The 16,425-nt window shown below is 63.0% G+C and carries 16 protein-coding genes; 7 read left to right on the top strand and 9 right to left on the bottom strand.

The features are described 5' to 3' along the window. Positions 1-58: 58 nt before the first annotated feature. Together FQP90_RS00580 and FQP90_RS00585 are read right to left on the bottom strand one after the other, a co-directional pair. Positions 59-1,264, bottom strand: a complete 1,206-nt coding sequence (locus tag FQP90_RS00580) for an amidohydrolase (protein WP_144647657.1) — start codon at positions 1,262-1,264, stop codon at positions 59-61. 110 nt (positions 1,265-1,374) lie between these two features. Continuing rightward, positions 1,375-2,472, bottom strand: a complete 1,098-nt coding sequence (locus FQP90_RS00585; protein WP_434371745.1) for a mannose-1-phosphate guanylyltransferase — start codon at positions 2,470-2,472, stop codon at positions 1,375-1,377. Positions 2,473-2,761: 289 nt separating this feature from the next. Here FQP90_RS00585 and sdhC point away from each other — a divergent pair, with 289 nt between their 5' ends. From sdhC to FQP90_RS00610, 5 genes are all read left to right on the top strand, one after another. After that, positions 2,762-3,142, top strand: a complete 381-nt coding sequence (gene sdhC / locus FQP90_RS00590) for a succinate dehydrogenase, cytochrome b556 subunit (RefSeq protein ID WP_089594138.1) — start codon at positions 2,762-2,764, stop codon at positions 3,140-3,142. A 3-nt stretch (positions 3,143-3,145) separates the two neighbouring features. Further along, positions 3,146-3,622, top strand: a complete 477-nt coding sequence (locus FQP90_RS00595) for a succinate dehydrogenase hydrophobic membrane anchor subunit (protein WP_144647661.1) — start codon at positions 3,146-3,148, stop codon at positions 3,620-3,622. 100 nt (positions 3,623-3,722) lie between these two features. Next, on the top strand, positions 3,723-5,522 hold the full coding sequence (gene sdhA / locus FQP90_RS00600; RefSeq protein WP_144647663.1) for a succinate dehydrogenase flavoprotein subunit: 1,800 nt from the start codon (positions 3,723-3,725) through the stop codon (positions 5,520-5,522). Continuing rightward, on the top strand, positions 5,522-6,304 hold the full coding sequence (locus tag FQP90_RS00605) for a succinate dehydrogenase iron-sulfur subunit (RefSeq protein ID WP_144647665.1): 783 nt from the start codon (positions 5,522-5,524) through the stop codon (positions 6,302-6,304). The genes sdhA and FQP90_RS00605 overlap by 1 nt, the downstream gene beginning before the upstream one ends. A gap of 115 nt (positions 6,305-6,419) precedes the next feature. Continuing rightward, on the top strand, positions 6,420-7,196 hold the full coding sequence (locus tag FQP90_RS00610; RefSeq protein WP_144647667.1) for an alpha/beta hydrolase: 777 nt from the start codon (positions 6,420-6,422) through the stop codon (positions 7,194-7,196). Positions 7,197-7,199: 3 nt separating this feature from the next. Here FQP90_RS00610 and FQP90_RS00615 read toward each other — a convergent pair whose 3' ends face one another. Then, positions 7,200-8,501, bottom strand: a complete 1,302-nt coding sequence (locus FQP90_RS00615) for an ABC transporter substrate-binding protein (RefSeq protein WP_144647669.1) — start codon at positions 8,499-8,501, stop codon at positions 7,200-7,202. 110 nt (positions 8,502-8,611) lie between these two features. Between FQP90_RS00615 and FQP90_RS00620 the strand changes: the two genes are divergently transcribed. Further along, a complete protein-coding gene (locus tag FQP90_RS00620) occupies positions 8,612-9,550 on the top strand; it encodes a glycoside hydrolase family 43 protein (RefSeq protein ID WP_144647671.1) in 939 nt (312 codons plus the stop codon). Between the two features lie 97 nt (positions 9,551-9,647). Further along, positions 9,648-11,885: a hypothetical protein gene (locus tag FQP90_RS00625; protein WP_144647672.1), complete on the top strand. Its 2,238-nt coding sequence runs from the start codon at positions 9,648-9,650 to the stop codon at positions 11,883-11,885. Positions 11,886-11,906: 21 nt separating this feature from the next. Here FQP90_RS00625 and FQP90_RS23195 read toward each other — a convergent pair whose 3' ends face one another. From FQP90_RS23195 to FQP90_RS00650, 6 genes are read right to left on the bottom strand one after another with little or no spacing between them, the layout of a single operon-like run. Beyond that, positions 11,907-12,059 carry a hypothetical protein gene (locus tag FQP90_RS23195; protein WP_167510385.1) on the bottom strand — a complete coding sequence of 51 codons (153 nt, stop codon included), beginning with the start codon at positions 12,057-12,059 and terminating at the stop codon, positions 11,907-11,909. A 25-nt stretch (positions 12,060-12,084) separates the two neighbouring features. Beyond that, entirely contained in the window at positions 12,085-13,170 is a 1,086-nt protein-coding gene (locus FQP90_RS00630; RefSeq protein ID WP_144647674.1) for a YihY/virulence factor BrkB family protein, read from the bottom strand. Beyond that, positions 13,097-13,774 carry a 2'-5' RNA ligase family protein gene (locus FQP90_RS00635; protein WP_144647676.1) on the bottom strand — a complete coding sequence of 226 codons (678 nt, stop codon included), beginning with the start codon at positions 13,772-13,774 and terminating at the stop codon, positions 13,097-13,099. Before FQP90_RS00635 ends, FQP90_RS00630 begins: the two co-directional genes overlap by 74 nt. Positions 13,775-13,778: 4 nt before the next feature. Continuing rightward, the gene (gene trpS / locus FQP90_RS00640) at positions 13,779-14,900 is read right to left on the bottom strand and encodes a tryptophan--tRNA ligase (protein WP_144647677.1); all 1,122 of its coding nucleotides are present in this window, start codon (positions 14,898-14,900) and stop codon (positions 13,779-13,781) included. Between the two features lie 20 nt (positions 14,901-14,920). Then, a complete protein-coding gene (locus FQP90_RS00645; protein ID WP_144647679.1) occupies positions 14,921-15,754 on the bottom strand; it encodes an exodeoxyribonuclease III in 834 nt (277 codons plus the stop codon). Between the two features lie 10 nt (positions 15,755-15,764). After that, positions 15,765-16,331: a hypothetical protein gene (locus FQP90_RS00650; protein WP_144647681.1), complete on the bottom strand. Its 567-nt coding sequence runs from the start codon at positions 16,329-16,331 to the stop codon at positions 15,765-15,767. Positions 16,332-16,425: the final 94 nt, after the last annotated feature.

Here is a 16,425-nt window from a genome sequence, read left to right on the forward strand (position 1 = left end):
GGGACAGCACAGGCTCCAAAGGGCGCTTAAAAGGACATGTGCTGTCCCCCAGGTGGGTTTATTTCTCGAGGTCGCGGATGGTGCGGAGGGCGGCTGCGGTCAGGACGCGGATGGCATAACCGAGCGCGCGCTCGTCAACGATGAAGTCGCCGCGGTGAAGATCGTATTCCTCGCCACCGGGCGTGTGCGTGCCGAGCCTCATCATGGCACCGGGCAGATCGGCCAGGAACCAGGCAAAGTCCTCGCCACCCATGGACTGCGGGGTGAGGACCACAGCATTCTCGCCCAGCTCCGCGCGGGCCGACGCCTCGATCAGAGCCGTCTCGTGCTCCGAGTTCACCACCGGAGGAACTCCCCTGGTGTGCTCCATACGGACATCCACGCCATAGGGCGCGGCAACCTGCTTCACGACGTCGTCCAGCAACTCCCCCGCACTGTGCCAGGCATCGCGGTCGAGGCAACGCATGGTGCCGGCCATGTAGCCGGATCCGGGAATGGCGTTCGGCGCGGAGCCGGCGGAAATCTGGCCCCAGACCACGGACACACCGCTGCGGACATCCACGCGGCGGGAAAGGACAGCCGGAACGTTGATGGCGATCTGCGACAAAGCGAAGACCAGGTCTTCGGTCAGGTGCGGGCGGGAAGTGTGGCCACCGCGTCCGGAGAGTTCGATCTTGATGGTGTCCGATGCCGACGTGATGGCGCCGATACGCGTGCCGATCTGGCCAACGTTGATCCGGGGATCGCAGTGCAGCGCCAGGATCCTCGGCACGCCTTCAAGCACGCCCTGCTCAATGCAGGATAACGCGCCGCCGGGCATGGTTTCCTCGGCAGGCTGGAAGATGATCCGGACCGTGCCGCCCAACGGATTGTTCTTGTGCATTCGCTGCAGCGTCAAGGCAATACCCAGCATGGCGGTGGTGTGGACATCGTGCCCGCACGCATGCGTGACGCCATGGTTCTTCGACGCGAAGGGCAGGCCGGTTTCCTCGATGATCGGCAGTGCATCGATATCCCCGCGAAGGGCTGTGGCAATGGGGCCTTCACCCACGTCAACCGTCAATCCGGTCTCCTCCAGCCGACGGGGCTTCAGTCCGGCTGCCTCCAGTCGCTCCACGAGCTTGTCCGTGGTGCGGAATTCCTTGAAGGAAAGCTCCGGGTGCGCATGCAGGTCACGCCGGAATTCGATGAGTCCGGGAAGCAGTTCATCAACCCAAGGACTCACAACGGGAGCGGGCTCGGTTTCAGTCGTGTAATTGCGCACGTCACAACTCTAGCCATGCGTGGCCCCCGAAGAACGAAAGCCACCTCTTGGTTACGCTGCGTTCAGGCGCAGGACAACCAAAGAGGTGGCTCACGGTATAAGCGAATGCTTTACAGCACGTCCGTATCGCCGCTGGCTTTCAGGGCGTCGACTGTGCCTTTCACGAGTTGGGCATGTTCCTTGGTGGTGACCAGGAGTGCGTCCGGGGTGTCCACGATGACCACGTCCTTAATGCCGATGAGGGCAATGACACGCTTGGTATCGGAAACCACCACGCCGCTCGCGTTCTCAGCGAAGACACGGGCACCTTCCCCGAGTACCGTCACTTCATCGACGTCGCCTGCATTGTTCAGCCGGCCGATGGCGGCAAAGTCGCCAACGTCATCCCAACGGAAGGTGCCAGGTACGACGGCGACATCGCCGGCTGCCGCTGCGGGCTCGGCGACGGCGTAGTCGATGGCAATCTTCGGCAGGGTTGGCCACACACGCGCCGTCACTTCGGCGCGCTGCGGAGTGTCCCAGGCCTCGGCGATTTCCTGCAGGCCCGCGAACAGCTCCGGCTGGTTGGCTTCGAGGTGCTTGAGCATGAGGGCAACGGGAGCGACGAACATACCGGCGTTCCAGACGTAATCGCCGGCCTCTACATACTTGTTGGCGACTTCCTGGCTGGGCTTCTCGACGAACTCCGCCACGGCCAGCGCATTCGGAGCGCCCTCAACATGGAGGGCAGCGCCGGATCGGATGTAGCCGAAACCGGTGGAGGGATGCGTGGGCTTGATGCCGATGGTGACAATCTTTCCCATGGCAGCGGTGTAGATCGCCTCGCGCACCGTCTCCTGGAAGAGGTCGTCGGGGCTGATCACCTGGTCCGCAGCGAAGGAACCCATGATGGTGTCCGGATCACGGCGGTACAGGATGGCAGCGGCCAGCCCGATAGCAGCGCCGGAGTCCTTTGGCTCGCTTTCGAGCACCAGCTCGTCGTCCCCTACCTCGGGGAGCTGGCGGCACACGGCGGCTCGGTGTGCCTCGCCGGTGACAACAAGGACCCTCTCGCCGGCCAGCGGCTCGAGGCGGTCGTAGGTGGCCCTCAACAACGTGCTGCCGGAACCGGTCAGGTCATGGAGGAACTTGGGCGCAGCGGCACGCGAGAGTGGCCACAACCGGGTCCCCACACCGCCCGCCGGAATAACCGCATGGAAGCGGTTCATTGGCGATTCCGGGTATTTCGCGTCTTCTGTACTCACCGCAACACTTTATCCGACGCAACCCGGAAGCCCCGCAGAACGCCACACATGTGGCGTTCGTCTCAGGGACTGGCCAAAATCGCCTGAATACTGGCAGGAAACATGGAATTAACAAGCAGAGAAGCCCGCCCTAAATTGAATATGCTGTGAGCGAAGCCTAGATTTAGGCGTGAGCTACGAGTGCTCTCGCAGCAGGCGTTCCCCCCGCGTGGATCCCATGCCAGCGCCGCTGTGTTGCAGGAAGGTTTAATCAGTGCCGACAAAACCAGCTGGCACCTTGTACCGCGGCCGTGAAGGCATGTGGTCCTGGGTTGGACACCGTATTACCGGTGTAGTGATCTTTTTCTTCTTGTTGGTCCATGTGCTGGACACCTCATTGGTGCGCGTGTCCCCTGAGGCCTACACGGCCGTTATTGGTGCTTACAAGAACCCCCTCATGGCCCTGGGTGAAACGGGCCTGGTCGCCGCGATCATCTTCCACGCCTTCAACGGCCTGCGTGTGATCGCCATCGATTTCTGGAAGAAGGGCGCGAAGTACCAGCGCCAGATGCTGTGGATCGTGCTGGCGCTGTGGCTGGTCACGTTCGCCGGCTTCGCCATCCGCCACCTTTCCCTCGCGCTGGGAGGCCACTAAGCCATGACAACCATCGAAACTCCACGCAGCGGAAAAATTGGCTCCGGGAAGGTCGCTCCGAAGTACAACCGCTCCGGCTCGAGCCGCGGCAACTTCGAAATGATCGCCTGGCTCTTCATGCGCCTCTCCGGCATCGTCCTGGTGGTGCTGATCTTCGGCCACCTCTTCGTGAACCTGTTGGTGGGCGAAGGCATCCACGCCATTGACTTCGGCTTCGTAGCCGGCAAGTGGGCCGATCCCTTCTGGCAGTTCTGGGATCTTGCCATGCTGTGGCTTGCCATGCTGCACGGCACCAACGGCGTCCGCACCATCATCAACGACTACGCCGAGAAGGATTCCACTCGCTTCTGGCTCAAGATGGTCCTCTACGCGGCCACCTTGGTCATCATCATCCTTGGCACCTTGGTGATCTTCACGTTCAACCCGTGCCCCGTCGTCGACGGTGTTCAGCTGCCTGGCGGATTCTGCCCGGCCCCGTAGCGGCCCTGCCGCAGCGGCGTTCCGGTTAACTTCGGCTCGCCTCACGTAGCGGAGCAGCCTCCGCCGACCATCTGAATTTTTGAAAGAGAGAGCATCTGGTATGCAGGTCCATAAGTACGACGTCGTCATTGTCGGTGCAGGTGGCGCCGGCATGCGCGCCGCGATCGAGTCCGGTCAGCGCGCACGCACAGCGGTACTGACCAAGCTCTACCCCACCCGCTCGCACACCGGTGCGGCCCAGGGTGGAATGTGTGCAGCACTGGCCAACGTCGAAGAAGACAACTGGGAATGGCACACCTTTGACACCATCAAGGGTGGCGACTACCTGGTTGACCAGGACGCAGCAGAGGTCATGGCGAAGGAAGCCATCGACGCCGTGCTGGACCTGGAAAAGATGGGTCTGCCGTTCAACCGCACGCCCGAGGGCCGGATTGACCAGCGCCGCTTCGGTGGCCACACCCGTGACCACGGCAAGGCCCCGGTCCGCCGTGCGTGTTATGCGGCCGACCGCACCGGCCACATGATCCTGCAGACGCTGTACCAAAACTGCGTCAAGCACAACGTTGAGTTCTACAACGAGTACTACGTCCTTGACCTGCTGATCGTCGAAGAAGACGCAGTGCGTGAAGACGGTACCCCGTACAAGCAGAAGCGCGTTGCCGGTGTGGTCTCCTACGACCTCGCTTCCGGCGAGCTTCACGTGTTCCAGGCCAAGTCCGTGGTGTTCGCCTCCGGCGGCGCGGGCAAGGTCTTCAAGACCACGTCCAACGCCCACACCCTTACCGGCGACGGCATGGGCATCGCGTTCCGCCGCGGCATCCCCCTGGAAGACATGGAGTTCTTCCAGTTCCACCCGACCGGCCTCGCCGGCTTGGGCATCCTCCTCACCGAGGGTGCACGTGGTGAGGGCGCCATCCTGCGTAACTCCGAAGGTGAGCGCTTCATGGAGCGCTACGCCCCCACCATCAAGGACCTCGCACCCCGCGACATCGTTGCCCGCGCCATGGCCAACGAAGTGCGTGAAGGCCGCGGTTGTGGCCCGAACAAGGATTACGTCCTCCTGGACCTGACCCACCTTGAGCCCGCCCACATCGAGGCCAAGCTTCCGGACATCACCGAGTTCGCCCGCACCTACCTGGGTGTGGAGCCGTTCACGGATCCGGTCCCCGTGTTCCCGACGGCGCACTACGCCATGGGCGGCATCCCTACCAACATCACCACCGAAGTGCTGCAGGACAACGACACGATCGTGCCTGGCCTCTACGCAGCCGGTGAGGTTGCCTGTGTGTCCGTTCACGGTTCCAACCGCTTGGGCACCAACTCGCTCCTGGACATCAACGTGTTCGGTAAGCGTGCGGGTATTGCCGCTGCGGAGTACTCCAAGACGGCCGATTACGTCGAGCTGCCCGAGGACCCCGAGGCAATGACGCGTGGCATCCTTGACGGCCTGCTCACGGGTAGCGGCACCGAGCGTGTTGCCCAGATCCGCAAGGAACTGCAGGACACCATGGATGCCAACATGCAGGTGTTCCGTACCAAGGAATCGCTGGAGCAGGTCCTTCGCGACATCGCCTCCTTCGAAGAGCGCTACAAGAACGTCACTGTCCAGGACAAGGGCAAGCGCTTCAACCTGGACCTCCTGGAAGCAGTGGAGCTGGGCTTCCTGTTGGACATGGCCAAAGTCATGACCGTCGGTGCCCTGCACCGTGAAGAGTCCCGCGGTGGCCACTACCGTGAGGACTTCCCGGACCGCAACGACGAAAAGTTCATGAAGCACTCCATGGCTTACCTGGACACTTCCGTCACCGTCGACTCCTCGGCGGAATCCGTCGCGGGCATCCGTCTTGAGACGAAGCCCGTCATCTTCACCCGTTACGAGCCGATGGAGCGTAAGTACTAATGACGACCGAAATGGCAGAGCCCGCTTCCAAGATCGAGCTCCCGGCAAGTGTTGCCGGTGACGGTGAAATCCCCACCTTCCACATCACGCTCCGCGTACGCCGCTACGACCCCGAGATCTCGGACGAAGCACGCTGGGACGACTACAAGCTGACCATGTACGGCACGGACCGTGTGTTGGATGCCCTCCACAAGGTCAAGTGGGAAATCGACGGAAGTGTTTCCTTCCGCCGCTCCTGCGCCCACGGCGTGTGCGGTTCCGATGCGATGCGCATCAACGGCCGCAACCGTCTCGCCTGCAAGACGCTGCTGAAGGACCTGGACACGTCCAAGCCCATCACCGTCGAGCCGATCAAGGGCCTCCCGGTGGAGAAGGACCTGATCGTGGACATGGAACCGTTCTTCCAGTCCTTCCGCGAAGTCATGCCGTTCCTGATCAACAAGGGCCACGAGCCCACCAAGGAACGCCTGCAGTCCGTCGAAGACCGTGAGCGCTTTGATGACACCACCAAGTGCATCCTCTGCGCTGCCTGCACCTCGTCCTGCCCGGTCTTCTGGACCGACGGCCAGTACTTTGGTCCGGCTGCGATCGTCAACGCACACCGCTTCATCTTCGATTCCCGTGATGACGCCGGCGACATGCGCCTTGAGATCCTCAACGACAAAGAGGGCGTGTGGCGCTGCCGCACCACCTTCAACTGCTCGGAAGCATGCCCTCGTGGCATCCAGGTAACCAAGGCAATCGCAGAGGTCAAGCAGGCCATCCTGGCCCGCAAGATCTAGCCGGCCGTTCCTCGAAGAACAGCACGTCGACGGCGCCGCTCACCTCTTCAGGTGAGGGGCGCCGTCGTCGTTAATCAACTGCCGCAACCACACATCGCAACGCAAGGAGACCAGCGTGTCACGCTCCGAAAAGATCAGCTTCACTGGAAGCACCGGCGATGCGCTGGCGGGCATCGTGGATGTCCCCGAAGGTCCCGTCCGAGGATGGGGGTTGTATTCGCATGGGCTCACCCTGGGCAAGGACAGCCCGGCGGCGTCCCGCATCTGTAAAGGGCTGGCTGAGCAGGGCGTGGGGATGCTGCGCTTCGACAACCTGGGTCTGGGCGGTTCGGCCGGGGAATGGTCCGCCGGGTCGTTCAGCGTCAAGGTTGCCGACACCATCCTCGCCGCAGAATTCATGAGGGAGCAGGGCAGGGACATTTCCTTGCTGGTGGGCCATTCGTTCGGGGGTGCGGCTGTGCTGGCCGCAGCCCGCGACATCCCCGGACTCAATGCTGTCGTGACCATCGGTGCACCCTATGAGCCGAAGCACGTGGAGCACATGTTCGACAGCGAGATCGATGCCATCCTGCGTGACGGCAGCGCCGTGGTGGACCTTGGTGGCCGGCCCATGGAGGTCCGCCGCCACTTTGTGGAGGACGTGGAGCGCGCTGATCTGCGCGACTGCATCCGCACCCTCCACAAGCCGCTCATGGTGATGCACTCCCCCACCGACAACACCGTGGGGATAGACAACGCCAGCGAGATTTTCCGTACTGCCCGGCACCCCCGTAGCTTCATCTCGCTGGAAGGCAGCGAGCATCTGCTCACGGGCAAGGGCCAGGCAGCACGGGTTGCGCGGATTATCAGCGCGTGGGCGGATCCGTATCTGGAGATCCGCGACGCCGGCTAGCCTCTACTTGCCGATGGCCGCTTTGCTTTCGCTGAGCCACTGCTCGGCTGCCTTCTCCGGGGTCAGCCGCTTGAACAGGACCTCGGTGTTAACGCGGGCAGTAATCTCGGAGACAGCCGTCGAACCGGTGGGGCCGATGAACGTGGGGGCGAAGTCCATCTTGCCGATCTGGTCGATGTAGGCGGCTTCCACTTTGCCCTGGGGTGTCAGCAGGTCCTGGATGGCCGTGCGCATGCCGGAGTTGCTGGGCACGCCACGGTCGCTCTGGATGATCTTGGCTGCGGCCTCATTGTTCACCAGGAAGTTCACCAGCTTTGCAGCTGCATCCGTGTGCTTGCTGCGGGCTGAGATGGTGTAGAACTGCGAGGACTGGAGCCAGATGCCGGGCGTGGGTGTCTCACCGGGCAGTTTGAGCAGCTTCAGCTCCGCACCCGAGGCTTTGCTGAGGGCAGAGAGGGAGTTGGTCCACGTAAGCATCATGCCGGCCTGGCCCATCCCCATGAGCGTCTGCTCGGTGCTGACGTTGAGCTTCTCCACGGTCTCCGAAGCACTGGGGGCTGCGCCCGATTCACTGAGCTTGACCGAGAAGTCGAAGTAGTCCTGCACGGTTTCCTTGTCGAGACCCAGCTGGCCGTCCTGGGTGTAGAGCGACTTTCCCCGTTGCCGGGCGAAGGCATCCAACGAGTCATGCGTCAGTACGGTTGCAGTGCCATAAGTTCCCTTGGGGCTCTTTGCCGTCACCTCTGCGGCTACCTTGGCGAAATCATCCCAGGACCACTTGCTGTCATCCGGGACTGCCACGCCGGCGGCCTCGAAGACGGCGGGGTTCACCACGATGGCGAGTGAGTTGGCGCCGGTGGACACGCCGTACTGCTTGCCCTGGACCTGCCCGTTTTCCCGGGCTCCCTGGTCCAGCTTGGAAAGATCAAGCGAGCCCTCCACTTTGGACAGATCCAGCAGCGCACCGCGGTTGGCATACTCGGCCGGGTACGCACCGCCCATGGTGATGACGTCGGGAGCGTCGTTGGCGGCAACCTGGGTAGCGAGTTTGTCGAAGTAGCCCCCGATGTCGCCGTACTCGGGCTTGACCTTGATGTTGGGGTTGGCCGCTTCAAATTCCTTGATGGCCTTGTTGGTCAATTCGGCCCGGGTGGCGTTTCCCCACCATGAGAACCGAATTTCCACCGGGCCGTCTTCGGGCTGGTTGGAGGAGGGACTTGAGCACGCCACGGTGAGGCCCAGCATGCCCACTGTAGCCAGGACTGCCACTGACTTTCGAATGCGACGGAGAGATTTACGCGCCATTGGGTAAGCTTCTTTCAACTCTGAGAAAACGGTTCCTGAAACGTATCAAGGACCCGTTCCAGCGTCAATAGTTTTGGCTATGAACTATTTGAATTCCCTAGGAGATCCTCTTGTCCACGCCCTTGACCGACATCCAAATCCGCGATCCATTCGTCCTCACCCTGCCCGATTCGCACGAGTACCTGCTGTTCGGAAGCACGGACAAGAACATCTGGTCCGGGCCCGCCACGGGCTTCGATAGCTATCGGAGCAAGGACCTGGTCACCTGGGAGGGCCCCTCCCCTGCCTTCCGCCCATCTCCGACCTTCTGGAGCCGGGAGCAGTATTGGGCGCCCGAAGTCCACGAATACCAAGGCCGCTACTTCATGTTCGCCACATTCATAGCCCCCGGCCATCTCCGTGGGACGCAGATTCTCTCATCAGGGCAACCCGAGGGGCCGTACCAACCGTGGAGTGACGGTCCGGTCACTCCACGCAATTGGCAGTGCCTGGATGGAACTCTGCACGTGGACCAGGAAGGCATGCCGTGGTTGGTCTTCTGCCATGAATGGAAGCAAGTACATGATGGGGCCGTCATGGCTCAGCGCCTCACATCGGACCTGCGAAGCGCGGAAGGGGCGCCCGTCTTCCTCTTCAACGCCTCGGAAGCACCCTGGGCACGCGCCCTGGACGTCCCATCCGTGAAGGACCGCGAGTTCCCGGTGTACGTCACCGATGGCCCATACCTGTTCAGGCTCACCAGCGGCCGGCTCATCATGCTGTGGTCCAGCTTCGGCGACGACGGTTACGCCATGGGAATCGCCCGCAGCGAGTCCGGGACAGTCGTTGGCCCCTGGGCCCAGGAAACCGAGGCTCTCTGGAGCGCCAATGGTGGGCACGGGATGATTGGCCGAACCCTCGACCACCGATTGTTCCTGACCCTGCACCAGCCCAACAGCACGCCGAACGAACGGGCGGCGTTCTTTCCCCTCGACGAACTGGAAGACACGGTCGTTTTGTCCTCGCCAGGCACGGGCGCCGGAGCCACGTCCGCCACTCAGAGGGGTTGACAGGCCCTCTCTCGAAGATCAGGATTGAATCGTTTCGGAAAACGATTTCTCAGTTTTAGCCGCAGTCACAGCAGACAGCATCAGGAGGGCGTGCACAGTGCACAGCCAAAGCACCACCCCCAATTCGACACCGCCCACTCCCATCGACCGCAGAGCACTCGTTCAGCGCCATAACATTCGGCAGCACCGCCTCGATCCACGGAGCCCCGTATCCGTGGGCAACGGTGAATTCGCCTTCACCATGGACCTCACGGGGCTCCAGTCGCTGCCGGACGCCTACCCTGTCGGTGCCCGCGACGACCTCCCGCCGGGAACGCTCCTTGGCACTCAATCACAATGGGGTTGGCACTCGGTACCATCACCGCAGCCTTACGACCTCGCTGGTTCGACCGTCCTTTACGACTCGCCTCGTGGCCCTGTGCCCTATGTGGACATGGTGGGCGACATCGTCAATGATCGCGAGACCGACACTTCCCAGGCTGAGACCTGGCTCCGGGCCAACGCCCACAGGCTGGACCTGGGGCGTATAGGTTTCCGCTGGACCGACGACGACGCAGAGCGGGCCATCACCGCAGCGGACCTCTCCGACACCGAACAAACACTGGACTTGTGGACGGGAACGGTGACCAGCCGCTTCACCCTGCTGGGTCACCCCGTCACTGTTACGACGGCGTGCCACCCCCACCGCGATCAGCTCGGCTTCCGCGTCGAGTCGCCCGCGCTGGGCGCCGGACTGTCAGTGGGCGTCAGTTTCCCCTACGGTTCCGAAGCGTGGCACGACGCCGCGGACTGGAGCACCCCGGACACGCACACCACCACACTCGACAATCCAACGGACCCGGAACCTGGGCTTACTCCACAGTGGACAGCCCACCGCGAGTTGGACAGCTCCAGCTACCAGGTGCGAATCACCGGGCAGAACCTGACGGTGGAACAGAGCGGACAGCACCGCCTCCGGATAGAGCCGACACTGACAGATGCGCCCGGCAGCATCGACCTCCTCGATTTCACCATCGAGTTCATCTCCGCAGGAGACGGTGACTGCATCGCCCGGGGCAACAACACGCTCACTGCCGGGACACCCGGGGCGAACGCGGAGGCCGAGGCGACGACCGGCGTCGAACTTTCACCGGCGGGCCGTGTTGCCGTCGCATCAGCGGTCCATTGGCCGCGGTTCTGGTCCTCCGGTGGGGCAATCGAGCTTGATGCGACCGACGATCCCCGCGCCAAGGAGTTGGAGCGGAGGATCGTGCTGTCCCAGTACCTGACCGCGATCAATTGCTCCGGCTCGCTGCCACCGCAGGAGACGGGGCTTGTGTGCAATTCATGGCGGGGACGGTTCCATCTGGAGATGCATTGGTGGCACGCGGCGCACTTTGCCCACTGGAACCGGGTGGAGCTGCTTCTGCCGTCCTTGCGCTGGTACTCCACGGTGCTGGAGGTGTCGCGCCAGACGGCCAAGGCCCAAGGCTTCGAGGGTGTGCGGTGGCCCAAGCAGGTAGGGCCGGACGGGCGGGAAAGCCCAAGCCCCATCGGGACGTTCCTGATCTGGCAGCAACCACACCCTATCCACTTGGCCGAGCTGGTGTATCGGGCCAATCCCAGCCGGGACGTGTTGGAGGAGTTCGCGGAGATCGTGTTCGAATCCGCGGCCTTCATGGCCAGCTTTGCCCATCCGACGCCGCGCGGTTTCGAGCTGGGACCACCCCTGATTCCGGCCCAGGAAAGCTACGGCTCCATCCGGGCCAAGGTTACCAATCCCACCTTTGAGCTGGCGTATTGGCAATGGGGCCTCCGGATAGCCGCGGCGTGGCGGGAACGGCTGGGGCTGGAACCTGTGCAGGACTGGACCACCGTGGCAGACGGCATGGTCCATCCGCGCGTCATCAACGGCGTGTACGCTGCCATCGACGTCGAGCCCTTCACTATCCGCACTGACCACCCATCCATGCTGTGCGCCTTGGGCGTGCTCCCACAGACGGATGTGATCGATCCGGACATCATGCGCGCCACCCTGTCCGATGTCCTGGCTGACTGGGACTGGGACAGCACCTGGGGTTGGGACTACCCCGTGATGGCCATGACGGCCGCCCGCCTTGAGGACCCGGAAGCGGCCGTGGATGCCCTGCTCCTTAGCGCCGGTAAGAACACGGTCCTCGCCAATGGGCACAACCGCCAAACCGACTCACTGCCGCTCTACCTGCCCGGAAACGGAGGCCTGCTCGCCGCTGTCGCCCTGATGGCGGCTGGCTGGGATGACGGGCCGGAGCGGCACGCGCCGGGCTTCCCGGCGGAATGGACCGTAGCGTGGGAAGGACTGGTGCAGGCGCCTTAGGCAGACAGGGGACCCTTCCGGTTATCCGCGGCGGGGTCCCACAGCCGCACCGACCAGCGCACCCAGTCCGACGCCGATGAGGATGCCAAGGAAGGGCGAGTTGAAGACCAACTGGCCCACTACGAGGCCCACGGCGGCTCCAAGGAGGCAAGCGATCCACAGCTGGTTATTCATTGAGCCTCCATGTAAGCCAGAACCGTCAGGTCCGGGGCGCTGCGCGACGCGAGCCGAGGACCCTCTTGCGCGGGGTCTCCCCCGCCTCAGTATCCGACTCACGAATGGCGGACCACGATGCCGACACGAGGTACACCTGGCTCACCAGGTTGAACCAGATCAACAGGCCGATGATGATGGCAAAGGATGCCAGGACAGGGTTGGCGCCGGCCCGGGCCAGGAGCTCGGTGCTGAAGAACTGCAACACCGTGGTGCCGACGCCGGCAAGGATCACCCCTTCAAGGAGCGCGCGGCGCCCGAACTTGAGGCCGGATGCGATGCGGAACAGTACTGCCGCCGTCGCGCAGTTCAAGAGGAGCGGCACCACGATCTTGATGACGGCCGCCAGCGGTGCCGCCGCGGCCTCGTCCAGTTTCAAGAGGTCGAAGACCCACTCTGCGGCCGTTCCGAAAACCAGGGAGGCGCCGGCGCTGACCACCAGGATCAGGCCAAGGAGCAAGAGCGTGCCGGCGTCGATGAGCTTCTGAAGGACGGCGTTGCGGACCAACGGGTCAGCGTTCATCACACCCCGGAGGCCTTCCCGGATACTGGCGATCCACCCGAGCGATACGAAGACCGTCACCAGCGCCGCGATGAGGGCCGTCCACCCCAGTCCTGACGGGTTAAGCAGAGATTGCGGATCCACCAGCCCTTCGCCGCCATTGACCTGAAGCAGCCCGGGAGCCGCAGCAGCCACACTCTCGATCACGGCGTCCTGCAGTGCCGGGTTGCCGCCCAGTACGATGCCGGCGATCGCGAAGCCGGTGGTGAGCAGACCGGTGACGGAAAAGAACATGTTGAAGCCGATGCCCGCACTGAGCAGGGGGCCGTGTTGACGGGTGTAGTGCTGGAAGGCACGCATGGCCCTGTTGGTGTTCAGTCTGGCCATGAAAAGGGCGAAGAATACGCCGGCCTTCTTCGGCAGGCCATCGCCGGCACGCTTGGCCTGCCCCCAGTCCTGCCTCTTGCGGAGAAGCTCCAGTTTGAGCTTCGCCAGCTCAGTTGGAAGTGGAGGAGCGTCCGCCTGCGCGGCTTGTATCCGCTTGCTGTTCTTCGTCAGTATCGCCGCCAAAGTCGAGCTCTTCCCGTAGCTGCCAAATTCCATTGGTGTCGTGCTCGTAAAGTCCCATGCTAACCACAGGGAAGGTGGCCCGGTAATCTCTGAGCACCGTTTCGGCCTCGTCAAGGTTTTCCTGTGCCACGTCATGGGCCACCGTGACGTGCGGATGGTACGGGAAAGGAAGCATCCGTTCGAGTGGACCGCTTTGCAGTTTCTCGTGCAACTGCACGCACTCTTCAAAGCCTTCTTCAACGTTAACGAAGACCACGGGCGAGATGGGCCGGAAGGAGCCGGTGCCGGAAATGGTGATGGTGAACGGCTCCTGGGCCTGCGCAACCTCCCTGACATGGTCCCGGGTGGCGGCCCAGTCCTGGGTGGGCGTGGTGGTGATCAGGGTGATGTGGGCGGGGATGACCTCGGCCATGGGGTCACCGAACGATGCCCGCCACTCCTGCAGTTCACGGGCGATCTCCGGCGGGAAACCCAGGATGACGCCCACGCACATGGTGTCACCGGCACCACAGTCAGTGCCGGTGACAGCGGGCTGGCGAGAATCGTCCGGACCGACACCCGGAGGGGTGTCGGTCTTGACGTTGAGCTGGCCAGCAGAGCACATGGGGTTAGCGGACTCCCTGTTCGCCGCGTGCAGCGTCCCCACGGTACGGCAGGAAGCCAACCTTGGAGTAGACGTCTGCGAGGGTGGCCGACGCGATTTCACGCGCCTTGTCTGCGCCGAGGGCCAGGAGCCGGTCGAGTTCCGCTGGATCCGCCAGGAGTTCGTTGGCACGTTCCCGGATGGGTGCCAGGTGGCCGGAGACGAGTTCCGCGAGGTCGACCTTGAGGTGGCCGTACATCTTGCCCTCGTAGTCAGCCACGATCTTCTCCACCGGAGTACCGCTGATGGCCGAGTAGATGGTCAACAGGTTGGAAACCCCTGGCTTGTTCTCACGGTCGTAGCGGATCTCCGTCTCGGTGTCCGTGACAGCGGACTTGATGCGCTTGGCCACAGTCTTGGGGTCATCGAGCAAGTTGATCAGGCCGGCCGGTGATTCGGCGGACTTGGACATCTTGGCAGTGGGGTTCTGGAGGTCGTAGATCTTTGCCGATTCCTTCTGGATGAAGGCCTCCGGCACCTGGAACGTCTCACCGAACCGACTGTTGAAGCGGTTGGCGAGGTCCCGGCTGAGTTCCACGTGCTGGCGCTGGTCTTCACCTACCGGTACACCGTGCGGCTGGTACAGGAGGATGTCGGCGGCCTGCAGGATCGGGTAGGTGAACAGGCCCACGCTGGCGTGGTCCGAACCCTGCTTTTGCGCTTTGTCCTTGAACTGGGTCATACGGCCGGCTTCGCCCATTCCGGTGATGCAGTTCAGGACCCACGCAAGCTGGGCGTGCTCCGGGACCTGGGACTGGACGAACAGCGTGCACTTGTTGACGTCAACGCCACCGGCGATGTACTGCGCTGCGGTGACCCGCGTACGCCGTGCGAGTTCCGCGGGATCCTGGGGAACGGTGATGGCGTGCAGGTCTGGGATGAAGTAAACGGCGTCGTACTCGTCCTGCATCCTCACCCAGTTGACCAAGGCCCCGAGGTAGTTGCCCAGGTGCAGGGAGTCGGCGGAAGGCTGCATGCCGGAGAGGACACGGTGCTTGGCACCAACGGCCAGTTTGGTGGACGTCGCAGGCTTCGGTTCGGTCACAGCGGCTGCCGTGCCGGTTTCGGTCGTGGTGGAACTAGTCATGGAGCAATACCTTAGGAAGCTTAGAGCCGGTAGTCGACTACCAGCGGTGCGTGGTCGGAGAAGCGGGTGTCCCACGAAGGCGCCCGGTCCACAACAGCCGAGAAAGCGGCTGCTGCGAGGCCCGGAGTGGCCAAGTGGTAGTCGATGCGCCAGCCAGTGTCAGTGTCAAAGGCCTTACCGCGCTGGGACCACCAGGTGTAGGGGCCGGCGACATTACCTGCCAGGCCCCTGTGGACATCCCTCCATCCGATTTCTTCACCGAGGAAGCGGTCAAAGTATGCGCGCTCCTCCGGAAGGAAGCCGGCACGCTTGACGTTGCCCTTCCAGTTCTTGATGTCGAGTTCCGTGTGTCCGACGTTGAGGTCGCCAACCACCAAGGCGTGGTCGCTGTGCTTGGCGAGCTCAGGCAGCCGCACGCTCATGGCGTCGAGGAAGCGGTACTTGTCGTCCTGCTTGGGCGTACCGACTTCACCGGAGTGCACGTAAGCACTGACAACGGAGAGAGTGGTGAATTCACCGGCAGCGGTCTGTACGGTGTAGTCGGCTTCCACCCAGCGTCCCGAGGTATCGAAGTAGTCGTCACCAATGCCCACGCGGGTGGCGGTGGGCTCTTGGCGCGAAGCAATAGCCACGCCGGCGCGGCCCTTGGCCTCAGCCTCGGTGTGAAGGATGTGCCAGCCTTCGCCAATCAGCTTCCGGACGATGTCGTCAGGCGCCCGTACTTCCTGCAGGCAGAGGATATCCACCTCGCGGGGCTCCAGCCATTCCGCCATGCCGTTCTTGTAGGCAGCCCGCAGGCCATTGACGTTGACTGATGCGATGCGAAGGAAGTCCTTCTTCAATGCCGTACTCACCCGCTCTACTCTAGTCGATGATGGTGCCGGCAACGGGCTCGTCCGAGCCGCCCGAGGACTTGATCATGTCCCTGGCGTTGGTGGCCGTAATGGCAATGGTTTCCAGTGCGCGGTTGATGGTGTCCTGGTCCGCAGCACCACCCTTGGCGCGTTCCTCATCCACCACACGGACCTGCACCTGGACGATCTTGAACGAGTGGTCCAACTTGAGGTCGCGGACTTCATCAGCCTGGCTCCGCTCGGCAACGACGCGGGTGCCGCCATGGTCGGCAACATTCGACGACGGCGCGCGGCCGGCTGCCGAAGCGAAGGCGGCCTGCGCTTCGGTCAGCTTTGCTCCGGCCCGCTGCGCGGCCTTGCGAATGCTGAGCACCACGAACGTGGCGAGGGCCAGCCATCCGAAAGCCACGACAGCGACGACCCAGCCCACGACGTCGTTCTGGTTGGCAGCAAAGATGACGGCTACAAGGAAGGCGATGATGACGACGGTCATCCCCAGGCCGCCGATGCGGAAGCCCCTGAACATGCCTTTGCCGGCGGGAGACGTGGACGGGTGCGGGTCACCGAGAGATTGCATGAAGCCATTCTCTCAAACGCGGAAAGGTGCACGTGCCCGCTTCCACGGACGGCGAACACGAGCCCCAATCCCTGGGAGTTTTTGTACACCTGAT

It is taken from the genome of Paenarthrobacter nitroguajacolicus (genome assembly GCF_007786235.1).
In the GTDB taxonomy this organism is placed as follows: domain Bacteria; phylum Actinomycetota; class Actinomycetes; order Actinomycetales; family Micrococcaceae; genus Arthrobacter; species Arthrobacter nitroguajacolicus_A.